This window comes from Streptomyces sp. NPDC008125 (assembly GCF_042957125.1).
In the GTDB taxonomy this organism is placed as follows: Bacteria; Actinomycetota; Actinomycetes; order Streptomycetales; family Streptomycetaceae; genus Streptomyces.
Map to the genome: position 1 here is coordinate 62,038 of NZ_JBIBHR010000010.1, position 24,208 is coordinate 86,245.

The following is a 24,208-nucleotide window of genomic DNA, read 5'->3' on the forward strand; positions in this document are numbered from 1 at the left end:
CGGCCGCCGACGTATTTTCGTGCCATGACGACCCCCCTGGACACCGGACACCCCGGCGAATTCGGCACCGAGGACGGACTGACCCTGCGGTACTGGTCCTGGTCCCGCGATCCCGACCCGGCCCTGCCCCCCGTGGTGCTGCTGCACGGGTTCGCCGCGCACGCCCGGCTGAACTGGGAGGGCCCCGGGGTGGTGGAGGCCCTTCTCGCGGCCCGCCGCCGGGTGTTCGCCCTGGACGCCCGGGGCCACGGCGTCTCCGACCGGCCGCACGACGAGACCTTCTACGGCGAGGAGTTGATGGCTGCCGACGTCCGACGCCTGGCCGACCGGCTGTCGGTGGACGCGTACCACCTCGCCGGGTACTCCATGGGCGCGGTCGTCGCGCTGCTGACGGCGGCGGCCGACCCCCGGGTCACCCGGCTGGTGGCCGGAGGCGTCGGCGCGGGCGTGGTGGAGGTCGGCGGCCTGGACACCCGGGCGATGCCGCCCGAGCTGGTGTCGGCCGCGCTGACCGCCGACGACCTGACGACCGTCCCGGAACAGGCGCGCGGATTCCGCGCGTTGGCCGACACCACCGGCTCCGACCGGCACGCGCTGGCCGCCCAGATACGCGCGGCGTTCCGGGGGCCGGTGCCGCTGGACCGGATCGCGGTGCCCACGCTCGTACTCGCCGGGGACGCCGACCCGCTGGCCGTACGCCCCGAGGTACTGGCGGGCGCGATCCGGGGCGCCCGGGTCACGGTGCTCCCGGGCGACCACCTCTCGGTGGTGCGCGAGCCCGGATTCGCCGCCGCGATCACGGAGTTCCTGGGGGCGGGTCAACCCCCGTCCTGTGGCGCGCAGGCCCAGAGGGGCGCCGGGCTGCCCGGGCAGGCGGGGAAAGAGATGCCGCAGGTATGAGCGGGCGCGCAGAGCGCGGTGTATGCGGTCATGCGACCATGCTGGATCGGCACGTGGGCCGGCGGGAACCGACGTCACGCCGGTGCGCGCCTCGGATCCCCCGACCGTGCTCAAGGGCCCCCCGAGGAGCCGGAGCGGGCGTGTGGCAGAGTGGCCCGGCTGTCGCAGGGGAACCACTCCCGTGAACGCCCGGACGGGCGAGGGGGATGCGGAGGACCGGCGGCGGCGCACGGGCCATGGACATCTCACGGCTCTCTGCCACATCTTCCGCACCAGCCCTTCCAGGAGTACGTCATGAACGCCAAGCGCCACCGTCTGCTGCTCGCCGCCGTCACCCCGCTGCTCGCACCCGGGGAGCGCGTCGAGGTGGCGACCATCGTGAACCTGCGGAGCGTCTCGGTCCGCAGGACCGCGGCCTTCGCGGTGGCCTCGGCGGTCCTCAGCGCGGGCGCGATGACCGTGATCCCCGTACCGGTGCCCATGTACCTGGTCATGACCGACCGTCGCTTCTTCGTCTTCCGGGCCAACCCGAACATCGCCCGGACCGGGGAGCACCTGATGACGTTCGCGCGGGCCGGTCTCGTCCGTACGGAGGTCAAGGAGCGCGTGCTCAACTCGTCCTTCGTCGTCTCCTCACCCGACAGCGAGCAGGGGCTACGGATCGTCTTCCCGCTGGTCGGCCGGAAGGACCGGAACGCGATAGCCGCAGCCGTGCCGGTGGCGGGCTGACCTGGACGTCCGGCCTCCGCACGGGAGCGGCACCGGATTCCGGAGACTCCGTTCGCTTCGGCGGCGCCCGTACGGTGCACTGCTTACCTTGCCGGGCCCTGGACAGCAGGCCAGCAAATTCCAGCTTGCCGAGAGCCTTGGTCACGGTGGGCCGCGAGACGCCGAACCGAGCACTCAACTCTGCGGTGCTGGGAAAGTTCGCTCCCACCGCGAGATCGTCACTTGCTATGACGTCAGCGAGGCGCTCCTCCAAGGGCCAGCGTTAGACGTCTCGTCCGGGCCTGACAACACGCCAACGGCTCCCAGGGACCGGCTCTGCGAGACCTTCTTTCCGAAGCTGTGCGAAAACCCGCAGGACAACACCACGCGATACGTCATGTTCGCGCATCAACTCCGCAGCAGACAAAAGGTCGACCATGCCTTGGTCGGCCTCGATCCGGGCGCGGACAAGATCAGCGATCCTGAGGAAGGTTCCTCGCGGGCTCTCTTGCTAAGTCACGCCTATGCCTCTCGTCATCGTCACTCCCCAAAGCCTGCCATGCGGGTGGGCAGAACCTCCGATGTCTGCAGGTGCCAACACCGTTGGCCACTCTGCCGGCACTGAGTTGCGTACAGCAGCGGCCAAAGTCACCGAGGCGGGTTCGGTGCTGGTAGTCGCGGCGGGTGAACTGTACGTCGTCCAGGACGATCCAGTAGTCCGCCGCGAACAGCTTGGCCAGTGTGGTCAGTCCAGGGAACGGGTTGGGCTGATGAATGGCGCACAGCCCGCCCGGTTCTGGCAGGTCAGGAAGCGATGAGGCGGCTGGTGAAGCCGTCGTGGATAAGGGATTCGTACGCTCCATGCACGTCCTCCGGGACCTGCTGCTCGATGGCGAATCCGAGCTTCGGATACTCGATGACTCGCTGGAGGTCGCCGACGAGCATGTCCAGGACGAGCTTCTCGTCGCCGATGGATTTCATGTAGTCGTCGAGCTCCAGCGGCTCCGACGTGCAGAGGATCTCGACGTCGGGCCACAGCTTGCGTGCGGTCGCGAACGACCGCCGTTCCATGTAGGGCTTGGAGACCAGCAGCACCGTGGCCGGGGTGATGCCGGCGGCGGCGAGGACTTCACGGGAAAGGGTGATGTTCTGCCCGGTGTTGCCGGCCTTCGGTTCCAGCAGGATCGCTTCGGCGGGGACGCCCAGACCGAGGGCGTGCTCGCGGTAGTGGACAGATTCGCCGCGCGGGAAGACCTTGGCGGTGGTGGGGCTGTTGCCGCCGGTGAAGACCAGAGTCGGGAACAGGCCGGCGCGGTACAACTCGGCGGAGTGGGTGGCGACTCCGAGGTCGTGGCTGCCCAGTCCGATCGCCACGTCGACGGGGCGCAGTGGGTGGTGCATCTGGTGGTAATCCCAGATCAGGGCGGCCCGGCGCCGCTGGTCCTCGGTGATGGCCTGCTGGTTGTCGCTCACGCGTCTCTCCCTGGTCACCGTCGCCGGGGGCCGGTCGGCCCCTCGCTCATGGCCTTGATGCCCTCGATACTGCGCAGTTGGTGCACGAGTCCGTACTGCGCGGCCGTGCGGGTGGCCTGATCGAGGACGAAGAGTCCATCATCTCGGGTCGCTACCCCGCACAGCGAGATCCCGCTGCACATCGACGTCCATCCCATCGACGCCAACCCCGCAAAAGGCGAGCCCGCCCACCAGCACTTCGACTTCCGGTTCCTGTTCCGCACCATCGCCGACATCGGTGAACTACAGACCGAAGAGGTCACGGATGCCGCTTGGCGCACGGTGGACAGCCTCTCTGATGAGCGGCTGAAGCAACGGGTCGCCCGAGTGCTTCTCCGACGACCACCAAGGTTCCGCGGATAACCCGTTCGAGGTTGCTGCTACCCAACCAGCGCCGAGGGCGGGTCTCGTCCGGACCGAGGTCAAGGAGCGCGTGCTCAACTCGTCCTTCGTCGTCTCCTAGCCGGACGACGTCAACGGCCTGCGGATCGTCTTCCCATTGGTCGACCGGAAGGGCCGGAACGCGATAGCTGCCGGTGGCCGCATGAGCCCGGGTGCCCGCCCCCGCGCACGAGGAGCCGGACCGCCACGTGCGACGGTCCGGCTCCGGTGCGCGGGGCGCCTACGAGGTGTGCGGGCAGGTGCCCCGGTACTCGGCGATGCTCAGGCTCGCCGAGGGGATCGGGCAGAGGAACTGCTCGTAGCGGGTGTCGTTGTCGATGAAGCGCTTCAGCCACGAGACGCTGTACTTCGCGATCGTCGTGTTCGAGGTGTTCGGGGTGAAGTGGGTGGCCGCCCGCAGCTCCAGGTACGCCTTGTCCAGGGTGCCGGGCAGCGAGTTGTAGAACGGCTTGGAGTGGGTGAGCACCGGAGCGATGGTGTCGCCGTCCGCGCCGATCACCAGAGTGGGCGTGCGGACCTCGGGCCAGGTGGTGTCGAGGTTCCAGCCGGTCAGCGGGATCGCCGCCTTGAGGGAGGTACGGCTCTTCGCCGCTTCCAGCGTGCCGCCTCCGCCCATGGAGTGGCCCATCACGCCGAGGCGCGAGGCGTCGATCCGGGTGCGGACCGAGCTGCTCTGCGTGAGGTAGTCCAGCGCGGCGAGGAGCTGTCGGCCCCTGCTGTCGGGCTGGTCGAGCGTGGTGTTGGTGTCGATGGTGAAGACCACGAAGCCCTGGGAGGCGAGCCGCGGGCCGAGCCACGCGATGCTCGACTGGTAGGCGGTGAATCCGGGCGAGATGACGACCGCGCCGAAGGTACCGTCCGCCGTGGACGTCGGATAGTAGATCGTGCCGCCGCCGAAGCCGGTGACACCGAGCGAGGAGACGGAGGTCTGCGAGGTGGCGTAGGAGCCGCGCAGCGCCTCGATGCTCGCGGTGGTCGGGGCGGGCCCGCGCTCGTACGGGTTGGTGGCGGCCTGGGCTCCGGCGGGGCTGAACGCGGTGAGCAGGCCGGCGGTGACCGCCGCGGCGGCGAACAGGCCCTTGACGGCACGGAGTCGGCTGGTGCGGGTCCGGTGGTGCGGAGCGGTGTCGCCGGGAGTGAGGAGGTGCTGCTGCACGGGGGGTCCTCTCGGTGGGGGCGTACGTACCCGCCGGACGCTCTCCGGGGACCGTCGTCCGAGGCTCCCGGGGCGCACCGCGTGGTACCGCCGCGTCGTTCGCTGGCGTTGGCCACTCTGGAGGCGCTCCCCGGCGTCACGCATCGGCTATATCGCCGGTCTCCGTACGCACCGCCCCACCGGAACGGGTCCGCTTCCGCACACACGTCAGGGGGCGGGCGAGGCAATGCTGCACCTCGCCCGCCCCCTGACGGCGCCTCAGCGGACCGGGTGTCCGGCCTCCCGCAGGGCGTCCTTGACCTCGGAGATCCGCAGGTCGCCGAAGTGGAAGACGGACGCGGCGAGGACCGCGTCGGCGCCGGCCCCGACGGCGGGGGCGAAGTCGGCGAGCCGGCCCGCGCCTCCGGAGGCGATGACGGGGACGGAGACGTGGGTGCGTACCGCCCTGATCATCTCGGTGTCGTAGCCGTCCTTGGTGCCGTCGGCGTCCATCGAGTTGAGCAGGATCTCGCCCGCGCCCAGCTCGGCGGCCCGGTGCGCCCACTCGACGGCGTCGATGCCGGTGCCCCGGCGGCCACCGTGCGTGGTGACCTCGAAGGTGCCCTCCGGGGTGCGGCGGGCGTCGACGGAGAGCACCAGGACCTGGCTGCCGAAGCGTTCGGCGATCTCGCGGATCAGCTCCGGGCGGGCGATGGCTGCGGTGTTGACGCCGACCTTGTCCGCGCCGGCCCGCAGGAGTTTGTCGACGTCCTCGGGGGTCCGGACGCCGCCGCCGACGGTGAGCGGGATGAAGACCTGCTCGGCGGTACGGCGGACCACGTCGTAGGTGGTCTCGCGGTCACCGCTGGAGGCGGTGATGTCGAGGAAGGTCAGCTCGTCGGCGCCCTCGGCGTCGTACAGCTTGGCCATCTCGACGGGGTCGCCCGCGTCGCGCAGGTTCTGGAAGTTGACGCCCTTGACGACCCGGCCCTTGTCGACGTCCAGGCAGGGGATCACGCGTACGGCGAGGCTCATCGGTCGCCTCCGCGGAAGGCCTCTACCTCGACCTCGACGACGAGGCTGGGGTCGACGAAACCGGAGACGATGACCATCGTGGCGACCGGCCGCACGTCGTCGAAGAGCTCCTTGTGGGCGCGGCCCACGTCGTCGACGTCGCGGGCGTGCGTGAGGTACATGCGGGTGCGGACGACGTCCTCGCGGCCGAGGCCGGTCTTCTCCAGGGCCGCGAAGGCGGCCTCGAAGGAGGCGACGGCCTGCTCGTACGGCGAGCCGGCCGAGATCTCGCCGTTGACGACGGAGGTGCAGCCGGCCACCAGGACCAGGCCGCCGGGGAGTTCGACGGCGCGGGCGTAGCCGAACTTCTCCTCCCAGGGGGCGCCGGACTGGATCCGGCGCACGCCGGAGGCCGCCCCTGCGGCCGTGGGTACGGAGTCCGTCATGCGGCGACCGCCTTGAGCGCCTCTTCCAGGGTGAACGCCTTGGCGTAGAGCGCCTTGCCGACGATCGCACCCTCGACGCCTTCCGGTACCAGCAGCGAGATCGCGCGCAGGTCGTCCAGCGAGGAGACGCCGCCGGAGGCGACGACCGGGCGGTCGGTGGCGGCGCAGACGTCGCGGAGCAGGCCGAGGTTGGGGCCCTGGAGGGTGCCGTCCTTGGCGATGTCGGTGACGACATAGCGGGCGCAGCCCTCGGAGTCGAGGCGGGCGAGCGTCTCGTAGAGGTCGCCGCCGTCGCGGGTCCAGCCGCGGCCGCGCAGGGTGGTGCCGCGGACGTCGAGGCCGACCGCGATCTTGTCGCCGTACTGGGCGATGACCTTGGCGACCCACTCGGGGGTCTCCAGGGCGGCGGTGCCGAGGTTGACGCGGCGGCAGCCGGTGGCGAGCGCGGCCTCCAGCGAGGCGTCGTCGCGGATGCCGCCGGAGAGCTCGACCTTGATGTCCATGGCCCCGGCGACCTCGGCGATCAGGGCGCGGTTGTCGCCGGTGCCGAAGGCGGCGTCGAGGTCGACGAGGTGGAGCCACTCGGCGCCGGCGGCCTGCCAGGCGAGGGCCGCCTCCAGCGGGGAGCCGTAGGAGGTCTCGGAACCGGACTCGCCGTGCACGAGGCGGACGGCCTGGCCGTCGCGGACGTCTACGGCGGGAAGGAGTTCAAGCTTCGGCATCACAGCGTCTCGATCCAGTTGGTCAGCAGCTCGGCACCGGCGTCGCCGGACTTCTCGGGGTGGAACTGGGTGGCCCACAGCGCGCCGTTCTCCACGGCCGCCACGAACCGCTCTCCGTGCGTGGCCCAGGTGACGCGGGGGGCACGGATCTTGGCGTTGGTGACTTCGAGGCTCCAGTCGTGCGCCGCGTAGGAGTGCACGAAGTAGTACCGGGCCTCGGGGTCGAGTCCGGCGAAGAGCCGGCTGTCCTCGGGTGCCTCGACGGTGTTCCAGCCCATGTGCGGGACGACGTCCGCCTTGAGCGGGCCGACGGTGCCGGGCCACTCGTCCAGGCCCTCGGTCTCCACGCCGTGCTCGATGCCCCGTTCGAAGAGGACCTGCATCCCGACGCAGATGCCCATCACCGGGCGGCCTCCGGAGAGCCTGCGGCCGATGATCCAGTCACCGCGGGCGGCCTTGAGTCCGCCCATGCAGGCGGAGAAGGCGCCGACGCCGGGGACGAGGAGTCCCTCGGCGTTCATCGCCTTGTCGTAGTCACGCGTTATCTCGACGTCCGCGCCGACCCGGGCGAGCGCCCGCTCGGCGGAGCGGACGTTGCCGAAGCCGTAGTCGAAGACGACGACCTTCTTCTTGTCGCTCATCTTGTGTCCCCGGCCCCTCAGTCCCACAGTCCCTGGATCCGCAGCACGCCTGCGACCAGGCACAGTGCGGATGCGATGCAGAGCAGCACGATGACGCCCTTGGGCATGCCCTGCTTGGCGAAGGAGTAGACCCCGCCGGCCAGGAAGAGGCCGACGACGATCAGGATGGTGTTGAGGCCGGTCACAGGGCGCCCTTCGTGGAAGGCAGGATTCCGGCCGCGCGCGGATCGCGCTCGCTGGCGTAGCGCAGGGCCCGGGCGAGGGCCTTGAACTGGCACTCCACGATGTGGTGGGCGTTGCGGCCGTACGGGACGTGGACGTGCAGGGCGATCTGGGCCTGCGCGACGAAGGACTCCAGGATGTGCCGGGTCATCGTGGTGTCGTACTCGCCGATCATCGGCGCCATCTTCTCCGGCTCGGTGTGCACCAGGTACGGGCGGCCGGAGAGGTCGACGGTGACCTGGGCGAGCGACTCGTCCAGCGGGACGGTGCAGTTGCCGAAGCGGTAGATGCCGACCTTGTCGCCGAGCGCCTGCTTGAAGGCGGCGCCGAGCGCGAGGGCGGTGTCCTCGATGGTGTGGTGGGAGTCGATGTGCAGGTCGCCCTCGGTCTTGACCGTGAGGTCGAAGAGGCCGTGGCGGCCGAGCTGGTCGAGCATGTGGTCGTAGAAGCCGACGCCCGTGGCGACGTCGACCTTCCCGCTGCCGTCGAGGTCGATCTCGACGAGCACGGAGGTTTCCTTGGTGGTGCGCTCCACGCGGCCCACGCGGCTCTCGCCCGTCATGCGGCTCTCGCCCGTCATGCGTCGTGCTCCTTCTTGATTTCGCGAACCGCATCGAGGAACGCGTCGTTCTCTGCCGGGGTCCCCGCGGTGACCCGCAGCCATCCCGGTACGCCGTTGTCCCGGACCAGGACGCCCCGGTCGAGGATCGCCCGCCAGACGGCACGGCTGTCCTCGAAGCGGCCGAACTGGACGAAGTTGGCGTCCGACTCGGTGACCTCGTAGCCCATGGCCCGGAGTTCGGCGACGATCCGGTCCCGCTCGCTCTTGAGCCGCTCGACGTACCCGAGGAGCGTATCGGTGTGCTCCAGGGCGGCCAGCGCGGTGGCCTGGGTGACGGAGGACAGGTGGTACGGCAGGCGTACCAGCTGGACGGCGTCGACCACGGCGGCGTCGGCGGCGAGGTAGCCGAGGCGCAGCCCGGCGGCGCCGAACGCCTTCGACATGGTGCGGGAGAGCACCATGTTCGGCCGGCCCTCGATCAGCGGCAGCAGCGAGGGGTGGTGGCTGAACTCGCCGTACGCCTCGTCGACGACGACGAGGGACGGCCGGGCCGCCTGCGCCGCGTCGTACAGCGCGAGGACGGCCTCCGCCTCGACGGCGGTGCCGGTGGGGTTGTTCGGGGAAGTGATGAAGACGACGTTCGGGCGGTGTTCGGCGATGGCCCTCTTCGCCGCCTCCACGTCGATGGTGAAGTCCTCGTTGCGCGGGCCGGAGATCCATCCGGTCCCGGTGCCGCGCGCGATGAGGGCGTGCATCGAGTACGAGGGCTCGAAGCCGATGGCGGTGCGGCCGGGGCCGCCGAACGCCTGCATCAGCTGCTGGATGACCTCGTTGGAGCCGTTGGCCGCCCAGACCTGGGCGGTGGTGACCTCGTGGCCGGCGGTGCGGCTGAGGTAGCCGGCAAGTCCGGTACGGAGCTCGACGGCGTCCCGGTCGGGGTAGCGGTTGAGCTCGCGGGCGGCCTCGCGGACGCGTTCGGCGATCCGGTCGACGAGGGCGTCGGGCAACGGGTAGGGGTTCTCGTTGGTGTTCAGCCGGACGGGTACGTCGAGCTGCGGGGCACCGTACGGGGACTGGCCGCGCAGCTCCTCCCGGATCGGGAGGTCGTCGATGCGGACGGGACCGGTGGTGTCGGTGGTGCTGTCGTTCGTCACGCCTGCGGAACCTTCCAGCCGAACCGTGCCTTGAGTGCCGCGCCGTGGGCGGGGAGGTCCTCCGCCTCGGCGAGGGTCACCACGTGGTGGGTGACCTCGGCCAGGGCGTCGCGGCTGTAGTCGACGATGTGGATGCCGCGCAGGAAGGACTGCACGGAGAGACCCGAGGAGTGGCAGGCGCAACCGCCGGTGGGCAGAACGTGGTTGGACCCGGCGCAGTAGTCGCCGAGGGAGACCGGCGACCAGGGGCCGACGAAGATCGCGCCGGCGTTGCGGACGCGGTCGGCGACGGCGGCGGCGTCGGCGGTCTGGATCTCCAGGTGCTCGGCGCCGTACGCGTCGACCACCTTCAGCCCGTCCGCCAGGTCGCGGACGAGCACGATCGCGGACTGCCGGCCGGCGAGCGCGGGCGCGATGCGGTCGGTGACGTGCTTGGAGGCGGCGACCTGGGGGGCGAGTTCGGCCTCGGTGGCGGCGGCGAGTTCCTCGGAGTCGGTGACGAGGACGGCGGCGGCCATCGGGTCGTGCTCGGCCTGGCTGATCAGGTCGGCGGCGATGTGCACCGGGTCGGCGGTCGAGTCCGCGAGGATCGCGATCTCGGTGGGCCCGGCCTCGGCGTCGATGCCGACGCGGCCCTTGAGGAGGCGCTTGGCGGCGGCGACGTAGATGTTGCCGGGGCCCGTGACGAGGTTCACGGGGCGGCAGCCGTCCTCGCCCTCGGTGCCGTACGCGAAGAGGGCGATGGCCTGGGCGCCGCCGGCGGCGTACACCTCGTCCACTCCGAGCAGGGCGCAGGCGGCCAGGATGGTGGGGTGCGGCAGGCCGCCGAACTCCTTCTGCGGCGGGGAGGACACGGCGATGCCCTCGACGCCGGCCTCCTGGGCCGGGACGACGTTCATGACGACGGAGGACGGGTAGACCGAGCGCCCGCCGGGGACGTAGAGGCCGACGCGCTCGACGGGCACCCACTTCTCGGTGACCGTGCCACCGGGCACGACCTGGGTGGTGTGGGTGGTGCGGCGCTGCTCGCGGTGGACGAGGCGGGCGCGGCGGATCGACTCCTCCAGGGCGGCGCGGACGGCGGGGTCGAGCTCCGCCAGCGCGTCCGCGAGGGCGGACGCGGGCACCCGGAGCGATTCCGGCCGGACACCGTCGAATTTCTCTCCCCATTCGATCACCGCTGCCGAGCCGCGATGGCGTACGTCCTCGCAGATGGGCCGCACCGTCTCCAGGGCGGCTTCCACGTCGAACTCGGCACGGGGCAGCAGGTCGCGCAAGGGGGCGCCCTCGGGGAGGACGTCGCCGCGCAGATCGATTCGAGAGATCACACCCCCAATTCTCTCAGACCGCCCGAGCCGTCCGGTCGGCCGTATCAGTGGCTGATACATATCCGCGTCACCCTGTGTGCTGTTTTCCGTTCATACGGTCACACAGGGGGAAGAACGGCTCTAAGGCGTGTCTTCGAAAGGGCGTCGTTCGGCCGGAGGCCGGGCCGGGCGGCGTCTGGTGCCAGCGATCGCCGGACGGAGGATCACCCTCGTACGGGACGTACGGGGACGATTCCGACAACGCGGCGAAGCGGGCGTGCCAGGCGTCGTCCGGCGGACGGCACTTCGGGGACACGGCCCGGGGCCGTTCGTCCGGACGAGAGGCCCTGGGCGTGTGCACAGGGAGGTCGGGAGTGACGGAGCCGCACGAGAGCGACATCCCGGAAGGACTCAGCGCCGCGGAGCTGGGCATGTGGCAGTCCTTCCGGAACGGGAGCACCTTCGATCTGCGCACCCACGACCCCGAACGCGACGATCCCTTCGGCCCGCACATGTGGGGGCCGGGGCGGAGCGTCGGCGCCCGGGTCGTGGCGCGGCTGCTGCTGAGCGGGCCGCCGGCCCGGCCGGGCCGGGTGGCGGCGCTGAAGCTCAGGGGCGTACGCATCACCGGCAAGCTCGACCTGGCCGGCGGCCGGGTGTCGCCGTACGTCGAGCTGACCGGCTGCCGGTTCGAGCAGGAGGTGATGTTCCCCGAGTGCCATTTCACGACGCTGCGGATGGTCGGCTGCGCGATGCCCCGGCTGGAGGGGGCCCGGCTGCGCACCGAGGGCGACCTCCATCTGCCGCGCTGCCGGGTCGACCGGGGCGTGCGGCTGACGGATGCCCAGATCGGTACGGACCTGCTGATCAACCAGGTCAGCGTCGGCTGCGACCGGCGGGGCCGGGCGATCGCCGCCGACGGACTGACCGTGGCGCAGGACCTGCAGGCGGAGATGATCGAGACGTACGGCGAAGTCAGCCTGCGCGGGGCGACGGTGGGCGGTTCGCTGAGCCTGCGAGGCAGCCGGCTGCGGGCGGCGGAGGGGCGCAAGGCTCTGAACGCGCCGCAGTTGCGGGTGGAGCGGACGCTCTACCTCACCGAGGCGTGGGTGAGCACCGAGACGGGGAACCAGGGCACCACTCCCCCGTACGGCATCGTGCACGGGCCGACCTCGGACCTGACGCCCGCCCGGGGTTCGCGCTCGCAGATCTTCGAGTGCCGCGGCGGCGTCCGGCTGGACGACGGGCGGTTCGGGGACGTGCTCGACCTGCACATGGCTCGGTTCGTGCTGGAGCCGCAGGAGGAGCTGTCGATGCGCCGGATCGTCGTGCCCGAGCTGCGGTTCAGCCTGGAGCGCCCCGAGGAGGGCCGGGTCGTGCTGAACGGCGCCAAGGTCGTCACCCTGATCGACCTGTCGAGCAGCTGGCCGGGTCCCGGCGGGCTGGCGATGGGCGGGTTCGTCTACGAGAACCTCGTCCCGTACGGCCACTTCCCGCTCTCCCGGCGGCTGGAGTGGGTCCTCGCCGCCACCCCGGAGTACGTCCCCGAGCCGTACGAGCGGCTGGCGACCGTACTGCGCAGCTGCGGCGAGGACGCGGACGCCCGGGAGGTGCTGCTCGCCAAGCAGCGCCGCCGCCGGGAGACGCTGCCGCTCGCCGGGAAGCTGTGGGGGTTTCTCCAGGACTGGACGGTGGCGTACGGCTACCGGCCGGGGCGGGCGGCGGTGTGGATGGCCGTGCTGTGGGCGGCGAGCACCCTGGTCTTCTCCCGGCACGAGCCCGCAGCGATCAAGCGGGACGAGCACCCGGAGTGGAATCCGGCGCTGTACGCACTCGATCTGCTGATCCCGGTGATCGGTCTCGGCCAGGACGGCTACTGGCGGATGACCGGCGGCTGGCAGTGGGTGTCCGCCGGGCTGGTGCTGGTGGGGTGGGTTCTGGCCACCACGGTGGCCGCCGGGGCCTCCCGGCTGCTGAGCCGGGGGTGAGAGCGGGCGCGACCCCGCCCCCGGTGCGGTCCCGCCGCCGTGCGGTCCCGCTTCCGGTGCCGGACGCCGGATCGGGGCGGGTCGGGGCGGGTCGGGGCGGGGCGGGGCGGGGACGGGGCGGGACACGAGGACGAAGCGCGTTCGAAAGGCTCCGCACAGGAGGTCGAATTTCAGCCATTCAGGTTCATCGCCTTTACCTATTCTTGACCTTTCCGGGGGCAACCCCTACGGATCCACCCGACTCGGCACCAAAGCTTCACAGCAGACCCCTGGCGCGCCTTCCACCAGCGTTTTTCAATGGTCCGCACCATGCCCTCGCTTCGCGCTCTGCTCCGTACCGCGCGCAGGGTCCGGCACAGCTCCCGGCTGTCGGCCGGACTTCCCCCGGCCGCCGCGGTCATGCTCGACGCCCCCGACAGCCGTCTCTCCCCCGCACTGGTGGCCGCCGCCGAAGGCGCGTACGGGCCTGCCGCGAAGCTCCTCGCCACCACCCGCGACACCGCCGAGTGGGAGCTGCGCGACCGCTACCTCGGCCGGCTGGTCACCTTCGCCCGCAGCCGGGACGGCTGGCTGGACGACTGGCTCGCCGCCGCCCCCGGCGACCCCGACGCGCTGCTCGTCCGGGCCGGGCTCGCCGTGCGCCGGGCGTGGGAGTCGCCCGCGGCGGCGGAGCGGCTGCACGAGGTCGCCCCGCTGATCGCCGCGGCGGCCGAGGCCGACCCGCGCGACCCGGTCCCCTGGCACCTCGCCCTGGACCACGCCCGGGGAACCCGCGCCACGCACACCGTGTTCGAGTCGGTGTGGACGGAGGCGGTCCGCCGCTCCCCGCACCACTACGGCTGCCACCTGGCCGCGCTGCGCTACCTCTCCGCCGCCCGCCACGGGTCCCACCGCGCGTGCTTCGACTTCGCGGAGCGGGCCGCCGAGGACGCCGCTCCGACCTCCCTGGTGCAGGGGCTGCCGGTGCGCGCCGCCACCGCGCTGCTGCTCGACCGGGACGCCGCGGGGCGGACCGCCCCGGTGCCGGAGCGCCGGATCGACGCCGCCGCCGATCTGGCGATCGGTCTCTCCGCCGCCTACGGCCCCGGGGACCCGTGGCCCGCCGAGATCCGCAACCTCCTGGCGTACGTCCTGGTGGCCCGGGGCCGCTGGCGCGAGGCGCTGGAGCAGTTCCGGCTGATCGGGCCGTACGCCCACTCGTTCCCGTGGTCCCAGCCGTTCCCGTGGGCCCCGTCCTTCCCCCGCTCCCCCTCCTTTCCGTGGCCGTCGGTGGCCGAGGACGCGCTGACCCGCTTCCTGGACGCCAGGGACGCGGCACGGCTCCAGGCGGCCTCGGCGACCCCGCTGTGGAACCGGGCCGCCCACGGCAGGGCCCTCGGCCATTACGCTTGAGCGTTGTGACCACAGCGCACCTGCCCCTCTTCCCGCTCAACGCGGTTCTGTTCCCCGGCCTCGTGCTGCCGTTGAACGTCTTCGAGGAGCGATATCGCGCCATCATGCGCGAGCTGCTGAAGACCGACGACGACGAACCCCGCCGCTTCGTGGTGGTGGCGGTACGGGAAGGCCGGGAGACGGCCGTGACCGGTACCGGAATGCCGGAGGGCACGGCGGTCCAGACCGAACGTGCCCCCACGGACGGCTTCGGCGCCGACCCGATCCAGTCCTTCCACCGCGTCGGCTGCGTGGCCGACGCGGCCAAGATCCGCGAGCGCGCCGACGGCACCTTCGAGGTGCTGGCCACCGGCACCACCCGGGTCCGGCTGCTCTCGGTGGACGCGAGCGGCCCGTATCTGACGGCCGAGGTGGAGCACCTCGCCGAGGACGAGGAGGCCGGCGAGGCCCGGACCCTCGCCGAGGGCGTGATGCGCGCCTTCCGCACGTACCAGAAGCGGCTGGCCGGGGCGAACGAGGGGTCACTGACCACCGGTGGCGACCTGCCGGACGAACCGTCCGTCGTCTCCTACCTGGTGGCCGCCGCCACGGTGCTCGACGTGGCCACGAAGCAGCGGCTGCTCCAGGCCCCGGACACGGCGACCCGGCTGCGCGAGGAACTCACCCTGCTCCGCAAGGAGACGGCGGTCATCCGTCATCTGCCGTCGCTCCCGGCCGTGGACCTCACCCGTGCCCCCACGCACCTGAACTGACCCGATCTCCCCCGGAGGACCTCGCGCCCGTGGCGAAGAAGAAGACGAAGCAGCAGCAGGGCGGTACCCCGGCCACGGTCGCGCTGACCGCGGCCGGAGCCGACTTCACGGTCCACGCCTACGAGCACGACCCGGCGGCACCCAGTTACGGCGAGGAGGCGGCCGAGGCCCTGGGCGTCTCCCCCGACCGGGTCTTCAAGACCCTGGTGGCCGACGTGGACGGCGAGCTGACGGTGGCGGTGGTCCCGGTCGCGGGCTCGCTCGACCTGAAGGCGCTCGCCTCGGCGGTCGGTGGCAAGCGCGCCGCCATGGCCGATCCGGCGGCGGCCGAGCGCACCACGGGGTACGTACGCGGCGGCATCTCGCCGCTGGGCCAGCGCAAGCGGTTGCGCACGGTCGTCGACGCCTCGGCCGGTTCGCACCCGACCATCTGCGTCTCGGCCGGGCGCCGGGGCCTGGAGGTCGAACTGGCGGCGGCGGACCTGGCGCGGCTCACCGGCGCGGTGTTCGCGCCGATCGGGCGGACGTAGCAGGGAGCCGGCCGCGCGTAGGAGGGAGCCGGCCGCGCGTAGGAGGGAGCCGGCCGCGCGTAGGAGGGAGCCGGCCGCGCGGGGCGAGACGCCGGCCGCGCGGGGCGAGACGCCGGCCGCGCGGGGCGAGACGCCGGCCGCGCGGGGCGAGACGCCTGAAGGCCGGAGGCCCGGAGCCCCGTCGGCCCGCCACCGGTGCCGCACGCGGTCTCAGGCAGGTGACTGCGGGCCGTCGGGCCCCTTCGGGTCGCCCTGCGCCCGTGCCCGCGGACCGGCGTCCGGGGCGGCCCCGTCATCCGGCACCGGGCCGTCGGGCGTGCCCGGTCCGGCCGCCGTGCCCGGTGCGTCGGGCGCGCCCTGGACCGGCTGCCCGTCGTCCGGCTGCCCGGCCGTGCCGTACGGCTCCCCGGCGCCGTTCGCCGCCCACCCGGGGTGCTGCCACTGCAGGTCGGGGTCCGGGTCCCGGGGGGTGAAGGCCGCCGTGAGGATCAGGTGCACGACCATCGCGACCACCGGCCAGGCAAGCAGCGCGCCCTTCGCGTTCAGCTCCAGCGGCGCGTCGAAGGTCACCCCCTTCCCGGCCTCCTTGGCGTGGGCGACCACGTCCGAGGTCGGGCCGAAGGAGGTACCCAGCCACCAGGCGAGCAGCGCCCCGAGCAGCCCGCCGAGCGCGAGGCCGACCACCGTCGGGATGCCGCCGGTGCGCCGGAGCAGGTAGACCACGACCGCCGAGACGACGCCGAATCCGGCGGCGAGCAGCGCGAACGTGCCGTCCGCTCCGATGGCCTCCTCGCCCTCGCTGTCCTTGAGGTACACGGCGGTGTCGTCGGAGATCAGCGGGATGCGCGGGGAGAGCCAGAGCCAGAGAAGGCCGAGCGCGACGCCCGCGACGGCCACCAGCACGGTGACGACCGCGGCCCGGCCGACCGCGGCCCGCGCCTCGGCGCGGTCGGGGGGCGACTGACCGGGGGCGAGGTGCGAACCCGCCGGAGAAGCCGGCCAGGGATCGTAGGGCGTCGGCGGGTCGGGCGGCGTCAAGGGTGCGGTCACCGTGCCATCGTGCCAGGCGGCCCCGGGCAGCGCCGCACCGGACCTGATCACCGGGGCTCGGACCTGACCACCGGAGCCCGGACCTGATCGGCGGACACGGCCTCGTGCACCCGCCGCGCCGCCGCGGAACAAGCGCGACCCGCACCACCCGGTCCGTCAGCGCACGGCCGCCCGGCGGTACGCCCAGGCCGCCACGGCCAGCGAGAGCACGCCCACCGCCGCGCAGACCCCGAGGTCCAGCGCGACGACGGCCCAGTCGGGGTGGGCGTCGAAGGAACGGGCCAGCGCCTCCACCCCGTAGGTGGACGGCAGCAGGTCGCGCGCCCAGCGCACCACCTCCGGCAGCCGCTCGGCGGGCAGCACTCCGAGCAGCAGCGCGGCGGACATGCCGAGCTGCCCCAGCAGGGTGGCCAGCTCCTGGCGCGGCGCCAGGAGCCCGAGCGCGGCGCCCAGGCCGGAGAGCGCGGCCCCGGCCAGCGGGACCACGGCGACCAGCACCCACAGGTGCGCCATCGGCAGCTGGAAGAGCGCGCTCCCCGCGACCGCGGTGAAGACGGCGCCCGGCACGGTGAAGGAGGCGTACGCGCCCGCCGCGCCCAGCACCACGGCCGCGGGCGGCACCGGCAGGGTGGCGTAGTGGTCGAGGCCGCCGTTGGCCCTCAGCTGGCCGAAGTACTGGGCGAGCAGGTTCAGCGCGACGAAGGCGACCACCAGCACGCTGGAGCCCGCGACCACGGCCCGTGCCTCGGTGCCGCCGTCGACGACCCCACGCATCATGATCATGATGCCGACGGACTGGAAGGTCGCCACGAAGAGCAGCGGAATACGGGCCACCCGGGCCCGGGAGAGCTGGGCCCGGTACACGGCTGCCAGCGCGGGCAGCAGCCGGGCGCGCGGCGCCAGCGGGGCCGGTTCCCCGGCCGGGGGCGCGGAGGCGGCCCCGGCGGGCCCCGCGGACCCGGTGGACGCGGCCGGGGAACCGGCCGGCCGGCCGGCCGGGGACACCGCCTCGGCGGGAACGATGCTCGTCACCTGGCGCTGCTCCCGTTCACTGCCGCTGTTCCTCCGCACACGTCCCGTCCATCCCCGCGGGCCCGGCCGGCCGGGCCCGTCGCCGCCGGCCTCATCCCTTCACCAGTCCCCTGCGCGCGTCCGCCGCGTCCCCGCCGAGCGCGAGGTAGACGTCCTCCAGGCTGGGGGTCGCCAGGGTGAAGTCGTCCAGGGCCGCGAAGGCCGCGCCGCCGGTCACGGCGGCGACGGCGGCCCGCGCCTCGTCCGGCTTCAGGCGCAGCACCCAGCGGCGTCCGGACTCCTGGGCCGAGGCGCGCAGCGCGGCGACCTCGGGGACGTCCAGCGGGGCGCGCTCGCGCCACATCAGCTCGACCCGGACCTCACCGGCCACCTGCTCCTTGAGTCCCTGCGGGGTGTCGCAGGCGATGACCTTGCCGCGTTCGACGACGGCGACCCGGTCGAGGACCGTCTCCGCCTCGATGACGTTGTGGGTGACCAGCAGTACGGTCGCGCCGTGTTCGGCCCGGCGCCGGTCCACAGCGGCCCAGACGGAGCGGCGGGCGACCGGGTCCATGCCGGTGGTCGGCTCGTCCAGGATCAGCACCGGGCGCTGTCCGACGAGGGCGGCGGCGAAGCAGGCGAGCCTGCGCTGGCCGCCGGAGAGCTTCTTCAGGGGCCGGCCGGCCAGCTCGGTGAGGCCGAGCTCCTCCAGTACGGCGTCGCGCTCGGCGCGGGCGTCGCGGACCGGGAGGCCGCGCAGCCGCCCCGTGGTCTCGGCGGCGAGGGACACCGTGAGCTCGTCGAGGGCGGTGGACTCCTGGCCGAGGTAGCCGATGAGCCGGGAGGCGCGTTCGGGGTGGCGCACGAGGTCGTGGCCGAGTACCTCCACGCTGCCGGAGTCGGGGCGCATCAGCCCGGTGAGCTGGCGCACCAGGGTGGACTTGCCGGCACCGTTGGGGCCGAGCAGCCCGAAGATCTCGCCGCCGCGCACCTCCAGGGTGATGCCGTCGGTGGCCCGTACCTCGGGCGCGGCGGGCGTGCCGCGGCGGCCCCGGACGGCCGGGTAGGTCTTCACCAGATCACGCACCGCGCACACGGTCCCGGTGGCCCTCTGCGCCTGTGCTGTGCCCGTACTCACGAGGTACGAGAGTACGGGGTCGGATGGTCCGGATTGCGCCGGGGCCCGGTCCCGGGCGACGCGCGGAGCACGGCGGGGGCTCCCGGGGCGCCCCGGGAGCCCCCGCCGGGTCAGTCCGGAACGGGGACGTGGTCCGCCGCGGCCGTGATGTCGATCTCGCGCCAGAATCCGGCCCGGATGGCGTAGCGGTCGTGCTCGTCGATCTGGTCGTCCTTGTGCGCGAGGAGTCCGAAGCGTGCCGCGTACCGCAGGAGCTCGCCGTCGATCCGGTGCGGGATGCGCGGGTACATGGTGGAGAGCTTCTGGAGGTGGACGGTCTCCGGGAGCCGCTCCATCCAGCGACGGGCGAAGACCTGGCCGACCTCGAAGGGGTCGCCGCCCACGGTGGTGATGTCCTCCTCGCGGTCGGCCCAGCGCTGTTCGGCGGTGGTGACCTGGGCGAGGGTGGGCAGCGAGGCGGTCTCCGGGGGCTCGCCGAGGGAGCCCCGGTCGGCCCACCCCCGGTCCGAGGACCAGCGCAGCGTGGCGCTCGGCACCGGGGCGGGCTGGGCCGGGGCAGGGGCGGCGGGGCCGCCGGCGGACGCGCGGAGGGCGGCCAGGTCCTTGGGCGTGGGGACGCCCTTGTGGTTGTGGGCGGGCGGGGGCTCGGGCGTGCCGCTTTCCGGGCGGGGCGCCGGGGGCGCACCGGCGCGGGCCGCCGCCTGGGCCTCGGAGGCGCGCTCGGCGGAGGCCGCGAGGGCCGCCTCGGGCAGGGGTGCGGAGAGGATCGCGGCGATCTCGGGGCGCGGGGCGGGCTGCGGGGCGCAGATCCCGCCGGTCTCCTTGGCACGGACGGCCTTGGTGATCCAGGCGCGGTCGAGCACGCGGCGTTCGTCGGCCTCGGCCACCAGGTCCTCGGACTGGTTGTAGTCGCCGTCCGCGGCCTGGACGGCCCAGAGGTGGACGGCGACGCCGTGTTCCTTGGCCGACATCAGTCCGGGCAGCAGGTCGCCGTCGCCGGTCACCAGGACCACGTCGGAACAGGCGCGGTTGCGGGCGAGTTCGGTCAGTTCGGCGTGCATGGCCGCGTCGACGCCCTTCTGCGCCCAGCGCCCGTCGCTCCGGGTGAGCGCGCCGAGCCGGACGGTGACCCTCGGCATGACGCGCAGCCGGCGGTGTTCGGGCTGCGGTACGCGGTCGGGGGCGCCGTCGAACCAGTAGATGCGCAGCAGGGGTTGCTCGGTGTCGGCCTCGGCGCGTTCGCGCAGGCCCTGGATCAGGGCCGCGTGGTCGACGGTGATGCGCGAACGGGCTGGTTCGCCCGCCAGCAGACTCGCGGCTGCGCCCAGCAGGTAGCCGGCGTCCACCAGGACGACGCAACGGTCCACGCGTTCCACCCTCTTCCGGAATTCGGCGAACGGCCGTTCAGGGTTTCCGTCGAGTCTGCCCGACCGCGCGGAAGTAGACGGCCGGAACTCGATCTTCGGCGTGGCGGATGCGGTGGGAGCTGCCCGGAAGGGGGCTCACAGCGATGTCCACTACGGAAGGTAATGATCCAACATGCGTGCTCTGTGGGGCTATGTGAGTCTGACATCGGTCCTGGCAACCAGGATTCCCCACAGGAGGCAATCACCATGGCCAAGAACAAGAACCGCAAGCAGGGCAGCCCCCAGGACCGCGCGTCCGCGGCGGAGCGCGGCGCCGAGCAGGCGAAGTCGACGTCCTTCGAGGACCGGAGCGCGTCGCAGTCGCAGGCCCAGGGCAGCCCCTCGGACGTGGCCCGCAAGCACCAGCGGCGTTTCGGCCACAACTGACGGCCGTGACACCGCAGTAAGGGGCGCCCCCGCCGTCGTCGGCGGGGGCGCCCCTTCGCTTGTCGTAGGCGTGCGGCTGCCAGGTGCCGTACGCGTGCACCGGCCGGACACCATACGCGTGCACCGGCCGGATGCCGCGGGCGCGCGCCGGGCCGGGTCCCGTACGCGACCGCCTGGTCGCGCGCCGTGCGCGAGCGTCGCCGGACCTGTCAGCCGGCCAGGCAGGACGGGCCGAGCAGCACCTTGAGGTCGCCGAAGAGCGCCGGGTCGGGCTTCACCCGGTGGCGGTCGAGCCGCAGGACGGTGGTCTTGCGCGGGCCCTGGAGCCTGATGCGGACCTCGGTGTCGCCCCGGTGGCTGGAAAGCACTTCGCCGAGGCGGCTGACCATCGGGGGCGTGATCTTCACGGTGGGGATGGTGAGGACGACCGGGGCGTTGGTCCCCGCGTTGGAGATGTCGGGGACCTGCATCTCCATGGCGACGAGCCGGGGCACGTCCTCGCGCTTGTCGAGCCGTCCCTTGACGAACACGACGGTGTCCTCCACCAGCTGGGTGGAGACCAGTTGGTAGGTGGCCGGGAAGAACATGCACTCGATGGCGCCCGCGAGGTCCTCGACGGTGGCGATGGCCCAGGCGTTGCCCTGCTTGGTCATCTTCCGCTGGAGGCCGGAGATGATGCCGCCGACGGTGACGACCGCACCGTCACTGTGCTCCCCGCCGGTCAGTTGGGAGATCGCGGCGTCCGCCTTGTCGGAGAGCACGTGCTCCAGACCGAAGAGCGGGTGGTCGGAGACGTACAGGCCGAGCATCTCGCGTTCCTGGGCGAGCAGGTAGGACTTCTCCCACTCGATGTCGGAGAACTCGACGTCCAGACCGAAGCCCGGCTCGTCGCTCGCCTCCTCGCCCATGCCGCCGAAGAGGTCGAACTGCCCCTCGGCCTCCTTGCGCTTGACGGCCACCACGTTGTCGATCATCGGCTCGTGGTGGGCGACGAGTCCCTTGCGGGTGTGGCCCATCTCGTCGAAGGCGCCGGCCTTGATGAGCGATTCCACGGTGCGCTTGTTGCAGACGACCGCTTCGACCTTGTCGAGGAAGTCGGGGAAGGTGCTGTACTTCCCCTTCGCCTTGCGGCACCGGATGATCGAGTCCACGACGTTCGTACCGACGTTGCGCACGGCGGTGAGGCCGAAGAGGATCACGTCGTCACCCTGGGCGGCGAAGTTGGCCTCGGACTCGTTGACGTTCGGCGGGAGCACCTTGATGCCCATGCGCCGGCACTCGTTGAGGTAGATCGCCGACTTGTCCTTGTCGTCCTTGACCGAGGTCAGCAGGGCGGCCATGTACTCGGCGGGGTAGTTCGCCTTGAGGTAGGCGGTCCAGTAGGTGACGAGCCCGTACGCGGAGGAGTGCGCCTTGTTGAACGCGTATCCGGCGAACGGCACCAAGACGTCCCAGAGCGCCTTGATCGCGGCGTCGGAGAAGCCGTTCTTCTTGGCGCCGGCCTCGAAGAGGACGAAGTTCTTCGCCAGCTCGTCGGCCTTCTTCTTGCCCATCACGCGGCGCAGGATGTCCGCCTCGCCGAGGGAGTACCCGGCGACGATCTGGGCCGCCTTCTGCACCTGCTCCTGGTAGACGATCAGGCCGTAGGTGAGGCCGAGGACCTCCTTGAGGGGCTCCTCCAGCTCCGGGTGGATCGGGGTGATCTCCTGGCGGGCGTTCTTGCGCTCGGCGTAGTTCGTGTGCGAGTTCATGCCCATCGGGCCCGGCCGGTAGAGGGCCGAGACGGCGGAGATGTCCTCGAAGTTGTCGGGCTGCATCTGGCGCAGCAGCGAACGCATCGGCCCGCCGTCGAACTGGAACACGCCGAGCGTGTCGCCCCGGCAGAGGAGTTCGTACGTCTTGGGGTCGTTCAGCGGCAGGGACAGCATCTCCAGCTCGATGCCCTTGTTCGCCTTCACCATCTTGACGGCGTCGTCCATGATGGTGAGGTTGCGCAGGCCGAGGAAGTCCATCTTGAGCAGGCCCAGCGACTCGCACTGGGGGTAGTCCCACTGGGTGATGGTGACGCCGTCGGTGTGCCGGACCCAGACCGGGGCGTGGTCCACGATCGGTTCGCTGGACATGATCACGCCGGCGGCGTGCACGCCCATCTGCCGGACCAGTCCTTCGACGCCCTTGGCGGTGTCGATGACCTTCTTGACGTCCGGCTCGTTCTCGTACATCCCCCGGATCTCGCCGGCCTCGCTGTAGCGCGGGTGCTTGGGGTCGGTGATGCCGTTGAGGTCGATGCCCTTGCCGAGGACGTCGGCGGGCATGGCCTTGGTGAGGCGGTCACCCATGGCGTAGGGGTAGCCGAGGACGCGGGCGGAGTCCTTGATCGCGTTCTTCGCCTTGATCTTGCCGTACGTGCCGATCATGGCGACCTTGTCGGCGCCGTACTTCTCGGTGACGTACCGGATCACCTCGACGCGCCGGCGTTCGTCGAAGTCGATGTCGACGTCGGGCATGGAGACGCGCTCGGGGTTGAGGAACCGCTCGAAGATCAGTCCGTGCTCGATCGGGTCGAGGTCGGTGATGCCCATGGCGTACGAGACGATCGAGCCGGCCGCGGAGCCTCGGCCGGGGCCGACCGCGATGCCGTTGTTCTTGGCCCACATGATGAAGTCGGCGACGACGAGGAAGTACCCGGGGAACCCCATCTGGATGATGATGTCCATCTCGTACTCGACCTGCTTCTGCCGGTCGTCCGGGATGCCGTTCGGGAAGCGGCGGTTCATGCCGGCCCGGACCTCCTCCCGGAACCAGGTGACCTCCGTGTAACCCTCCGGGATGTCGAACTTCGGCATCAGGTCGCGCTTCTCGAACATCCCCGTGGTGTCGATCTGCTGCGCGACCAGCAGGGTGTTGGCGCACCCCTGCTGCCAGGCGTCGGAGGAGTCGACGGCGTACATCTCGTCCGTCGTCTTGAGGTAGTAGCCGGTGCCGTCGAAGCGGAAGCGGTCCGGGTCGGAGAGGTTCTTGCCGGTCTGGATGCAGAGCAGGGCGTCGTGGGCGGTCGCCTCGTGCGCGTAGGTGTAGTGCGAGTCGTTCGTCACCAGCGGCGGGATGTTCAGCTTCCTGCCGATTTCGAGCAGCCCGTCGCGGACCCGGCGCTCGATCTCGATGCCGTGGTCCATCAGCTCCAGGAAGTACTTGCCCTCGCCGAAGATGTCCTTGTAGTCGGAGGCGGCCTGGACGGCCTCGTCGAACTGGCCGAGCCGCAGCCGGGTCTGCACCTCGCCGGAGGGGCACCCGGTGGAGGCGATCAGGCCCTCCGACCACTGGGAGATGGTCTCCTTGTCCATGCGGGGCCACTTCTGCAGCCAGCCCTCGGCGTACGCGTCCGAGGAGAGCTTGAAGAGGTTGTGCAGCCCGGTGCTGTTCGCCGCCCAGATCGTCTTGTGGGTGTAACCACCGGAACCGGAGACGTCGTCGCGCTTCTGGTGCGGCTGTCCCCACTGGATCTTCCGCTTGTGCTTGCGCGACTCCGGGGCGACGTACGCCTCGATGCCGATGATCGGCGTCACACCGGCCTTCTTCGCCGTGTGGAAGAAGTCGTACGCCCCGTGGAGGTTGCCGTGGTCCGTCATGGCGACGTGCGACATCCCCATGGTGTTGGCCGCCTCGAACATGTCCTTGAGCCGCGCGGCACCGTCGAGCAGGGAGTACTGGGTGTGGACGTGCAGGTGCGTGAAGGGCGGCTTGGTCACGGCGCTGTGCCTCCGGGGATGTGACAGATGTGGCACGCCGCACTCGGCCCGGGATGACGGGCGGGCGACGGACAACCGAC

The 24,208-nt window shown here is 71.8% G+C and carries 24 protein-coding genes and 1 pseudogene; 7 read left to right on the plus strand and 18 right to left on the minus strand.

Annotated features, from left to right (window positions below):
- Positions 1-24 precede the first annotated feature (24 nt).
- Together ACFZAX_RS18450 and ACFZAX_RS18455 are read left to right on the plus strand one after the other, a co-directional pair.
- Entirely contained in the window at positions 25-900 is an 876-nt protein-coding gene (locus tag ACFZAX_RS18450) for an alpha/beta fold hydrolase (RefSeq protein WP_390962670.1), read from the plus strand.
- A 294-nt stretch (positions 901-1,194) separates the two neighbouring features.
- Positions 1,195-1,629 carry a hypothetical protein gene (locus tag ACFZAX_RS18455; protein ID WP_390962672.1) on the plus strand — a complete coding sequence of 145 codons (435 nt, stop codon included), beginning with the start codon at positions 1,195-1,197 and terminating at the stop codon, positions 1,627-1,629.
- On the opposite strand, the gene ACFZAX_RS18460 is transcribed toward ACFZAX_RS18455, so the two are convergent.
- The 13 genes and pseudogenes from ACFZAX_RS18460 to hisD all read right to left on the minus strand — a co-directional run bounded on the left by ACFZAX_RS18460 (position 1,511) and on the right by hisD (position 10,746).
- A complete protein-coding gene (locus ACFZAX_RS18460) occupies positions 1,511-1,882 on the minus strand; it encodes a GntR family transcriptional regulator (protein ID WP_390962673.1) in 372 nt (123 codons plus the stop codon). The genes ACFZAX_RS18455 and ACFZAX_RS18460 overlap by 119 nt on opposite strands.
- A 379-nt stretch (positions 1,883-2,261) precedes the next feature.
- Positions 2,262-2,471: pseudogene (locus ACFZAX_RS18465) on the minus strand (WbqC family protein); the annotation flags it as partial.
- Positions 2,413-3,081 carry an ElyC/SanA/YdcF family protein gene (locus ACFZAX_RS18470; protein WP_390962674.1) on the minus strand — a complete coding sequence of 223 codons (669 nt, stop codon included), beginning with the start codon at positions 3,079-3,081 and terminating at the stop codon, positions 2,413-2,415. The pseudogene ACFZAX_RS18465 and the gene ACFZAX_RS18470, both read right to left, overlap by 59 nt.
- A 14-nt stretch (positions 3,082-3,095) precedes the next feature.
- Positions 3,096-3,278: a hypothetical protein gene (locus ACFZAX_RS18475; protein ID WP_390962676.1), complete on the minus strand. Its 183-nt coding sequence runs from the start codon at positions 3,276-3,278 to the stop codon at positions 3,096-3,098.
- A 464-nt stretch (positions 3,279-3,742) separates the two neighbouring features.
- Entirely contained in the window at positions 3,743-4,678 is a 936-nt protein-coding gene (locus ACFZAX_RS18480; protein ID WP_390962678.1) for an alpha/beta hydrolase family protein, read from the minus strand.
- Between the two features lie 258 nt (positions 4,679-4,936).
- On the minus strand, positions 4,937-5,692 hold the full coding sequence (gene hisF / locus ACFZAX_RS18485) for an imidazole glycerol phosphate synthase subunit HisF (RefSeq protein WP_390962679.1): 756 nt from the start codon (positions 5,690-5,692) through the stop codon (positions 4,937-4,939).
- Positions 5,689-6,117 (minus strand): Rid family hydrolase, encoded by a 429-nt coding sequence (locus ACFZAX_RS18490; protein ID WP_390962680.1) that lies wholly within the window; start codon positions 6,115-6,117, stop codon positions 5,689-5,691. Before ACFZAX_RS18490 ends, hisF begins: the two co-directional genes overlap by 4 nt.
- Positions 6,114-6,839 carry a bifunctional 1-(5-phosphoribosyl)-5-((5-phosphoribosylamino)methylideneamino)imidazole-4-carboxamide isomerase/phosphoribosylanthranilate isomerase PriA gene (priA, locus tag ACFZAX_RS18495; RefSeq protein ID WP_327175218.1) on the minus strand — a complete coding sequence of 242 codons (726 nt, stop codon included), beginning with the start codon at positions 6,837-6,839 and terminating at the stop codon, positions 6,114-6,116. Before priA ends, ACFZAX_RS18490 begins: the two co-directional genes overlap by 4 nt.
- Positions 6,839-7,480, minus strand: a complete 642-nt coding sequence (gene hisH, locus ACFZAX_RS18500) for an imidazole glycerol phosphate synthase subunit HisH (RefSeq protein ID WP_390962681.1) — start codon at positions 7,478-7,480, stop codon at positions 6,839-6,841. Before hisH ends, priA begins: the two co-directional genes overlap by 1 nt.
- Before the next feature lie 17 nt (positions 7,481-7,497).
- Positions 7,498-7,665, minus strand: coding sequence for a hypothetical protein (locus tag ACFZAX_RS18505; RefSeq protein WP_327175220.1), 168 nt, complete (start codon positions 7,663-7,665; stop codon positions 7,498-7,500).
- Positions 7,662-8,264 carry an imidazoleglycerol-phosphate dehydratase HisB gene (gene hisB, locus ACFZAX_RS18510; protein WP_390963004.1) on the minus strand — a complete coding sequence of 201 codons (603 nt, stop codon included), beginning with the start codon at positions 8,262-8,264 and terminating at the stop codon, positions 7,662-7,664. Before hisB ends, ACFZAX_RS18505 begins: the two co-directional genes overlap by 4 nt.
- 14 nt (positions 8,265-8,278) lie before the next feature.
- Positions 8,279-9,418 carry a histidinol-phosphate transaminase gene (locus tag ACFZAX_RS18515; RefSeq protein WP_390962683.1) on the minus strand — a complete coding sequence of 380 codons (1,140 nt, stop codon included), beginning with the start codon at positions 9,416-9,418 and terminating at the stop codon, positions 8,279-8,281.
- Positions 9,415-10,746, minus strand: a complete 1,332-nt coding sequence (gene hisD / locus ACFZAX_RS18520; RefSeq protein WP_390962685.1) for a histidinol dehydrogenase — start codon at positions 10,744-10,746, stop codon at positions 9,415-9,417. The genes ACFZAX_RS18515 and hisD overlap by 4 nt, the downstream gene beginning before the upstream one ends.
- Before the next feature lie 353 nt (positions 10,747-11,099).
- Here hisD and ACFZAX_RS18525 point away from each other — a divergent pair, with 353 nt between their 5' ends.
- The 4 genes from ACFZAX_RS18525 (at position 11,100) to ybaK (ending at position 15,387) form a co-directional block, all read left to right on the plus strand.
- Positions 11,100-12,713 (plus strand): oxidoreductase, encoded by a 1,614-nt coding sequence (locus tag ACFZAX_RS18525; RefSeq protein ID WP_390962687.1) that lies wholly within the window; start codon positions 11,100-11,102, stop codon positions 12,711-12,713.
- 297 nt (positions 12,714-13,010) lie between these two features.
- Complete coding sequence (locus ACFZAX_RS18530) at positions 13,011-14,105, plus strand: hypothetical protein (RefSeq protein WP_390962688.1); 1,095 nt, start codon at positions 13,011-13,013, stop codon at positions 14,103-14,105.
- Between the two features lie 5 nt (positions 14,106-14,110).
- Positions 14,111-14,857, plus strand: coding sequence for an LON peptidase substrate-binding domain-containing protein (locus ACFZAX_RS18535; RefSeq protein ID WP_390962689.1), 747 nt, complete (start codon positions 14,111-14,113; stop codon positions 14,855-14,857).
- Between the two features lie 29 nt (positions 14,858-14,886).
- On the plus strand, positions 14,887-15,387 hold the full coding sequence (gene ybaK, locus ACFZAX_RS18540) for a Cys-tRNA(Pro) deacylase (RefSeq protein WP_390962690.1): 501 nt from the start codon (positions 14,887-14,889) through the stop codon (positions 15,385-15,387).
- Between the two features lie 210 nt (positions 15,388-15,597).
- On the opposite strand, the gene ACFZAX_RS18545 is transcribed toward ybaK, so the two are convergent.
- The 4 genes from ACFZAX_RS18545 to ACFZAX_RS18560 all read right to left on the minus strand — a co-directional run bounded on the left by ACFZAX_RS18545 (position 15,598) and on the right by ACFZAX_RS18560 (position 19,962).
- Positions 15,598-16,437: an ABC transporter permease gene (locus ACFZAX_RS18545; RefSeq protein ID WP_390962692.1), complete on the minus strand. Its 840-nt coding sequence runs from the start codon at positions 16,435-16,437 to the stop codon at positions 15,598-15,600.
- A 156-nt stretch (positions 16,438-16,593) separates the two neighbouring features.
- Entirely contained in the window at positions 16,594-17,469 is an 876-nt protein-coding gene (locus ACFZAX_RS18550; protein ID WP_390962693.1) for an ABC transporter permease, read from the minus strand.
- A gap of 91 nt (positions 17,470-17,560) precedes the next feature.
- Entirely contained in the window at positions 17,561-18,544 is a 984-nt protein-coding gene (locus tag ACFZAX_RS18555; protein ID WP_390963006.1) for an ATP-binding cassette domain-containing protein, read from the minus strand.
- 152 nt (positions 18,545-18,696) lie between these two features.
- Positions 18,697-19,962: an NYN domain-containing protein gene (locus tag ACFZAX_RS18560; protein ID WP_390962694.1), complete on the minus strand. Its 1,266-nt coding sequence runs from the start codon at positions 19,960-19,962 to the stop codon at positions 18,697-18,699.
- 237 nt (positions 19,963-20,199) lie between these two features.
- Between ACFZAX_RS18560 and ACFZAX_RS18565 the strand changes: the two genes are divergently transcribed.
- On the plus strand, positions 20,200-20,379 hold the full coding sequence (locus ACFZAX_RS18565; RefSeq protein ID WP_390962695.1) for a hypothetical protein: 180 nt from the start codon (positions 20,200-20,202) through the stop codon (positions 20,377-20,379).
- A gap of 209 nt (positions 20,380-20,588) precedes the next feature.
- Here ACFZAX_RS18565 and dnaE read toward each other — a convergent pair whose 3' ends face one another.
- A complete protein-coding gene (gene dnaE, locus ACFZAX_RS18570; RefSeq protein ID WP_390962697.1) occupies positions 20,589-24,128 on the minus strand; it encodes a DNA polymerase III subunit alpha in 3,540 nt (1,179 codons plus the stop codon).
- Between the last annotated feature and the right edge of the window lie 80 nt (positions 24,129-24,208).

What these genes read in the sequence shown, in the direction of transcription:
- ACFZAX_RS18450 (WP_390962670.1), top strand. Translation starts at nt 25, where the DNA reads ATGACGACCCCCCTGGACACCGGACACCCCGGCGAATTCGGCACCGAG.
- ACFZAX_RS18455 (WP_390962672.1), top strand. Translation starts at nt 1,195, where the DNA reads ATGAACGCCAAGCGCCACCGTCTGCTGCTCGCCGCCGTCACCCCGCTG.
- ACFZAX_RS18475 (WP_390962676.1), bottom strand. Translation starts at nt 3,278, where the DNA reads ATGGGATGGACGTCGATGTGCAGCGGGATCTCGCTGTGCGGGGTAGCG.
- hisF (WP_390962679.1), bottom strand. Translation starts at nt 5,692, where the DNA reads ATGAGCCTCGCCGTACGCGTGATCCCCTGCCTGGACGTCGACAAGGGC.
- ACFZAX_RS18490 (WP_390962680.1), bottom strand. Translation starts at nt 6,117, where the DNA reads ATGACGGACTCCGTACCCACGGCCGCAGGGGCGGCCTCCGGCGTGCGC.
- priA (WP_327175218.1), bottom strand. Translation starts at nt 6,839, where the DNA reads ATGCCGAAGCTTGAACTCCTTCCCGCCGTAGACGTCCGCGACGGCCAG.
- hisH (WP_390962681.1), bottom strand. Translation starts at nt 7,480, where the DNA reads ATGAGCGACAAGAAGAAGGTCGTCGTCTTCGACTACGGCTTCGGCAAC.
- hisB (WP_390963004.1), bottom strand. Translation starts at nt 8,264, where the DNA reads ATGACGGGCGAGAGCCGCGTGGGCCGCGTGGAGCGCACCACCAAGGAA.
- ACFZAX_RS18530 (WP_390962688.1), top strand. Translation starts at nt 13,011, where the DNA reads ATGGTCCGCACCATGCCCTCGCTTCGCGCTCTGCTCCGTACCGCGCGC.
- ACFZAX_RS18565 (WP_390962695.1), top strand. Translation starts at nt 20,200, where the DNA reads ATGGCCAAGAACAAGAACCGCAAGCAGGGCAGCCCCCAGGACCGCGCG.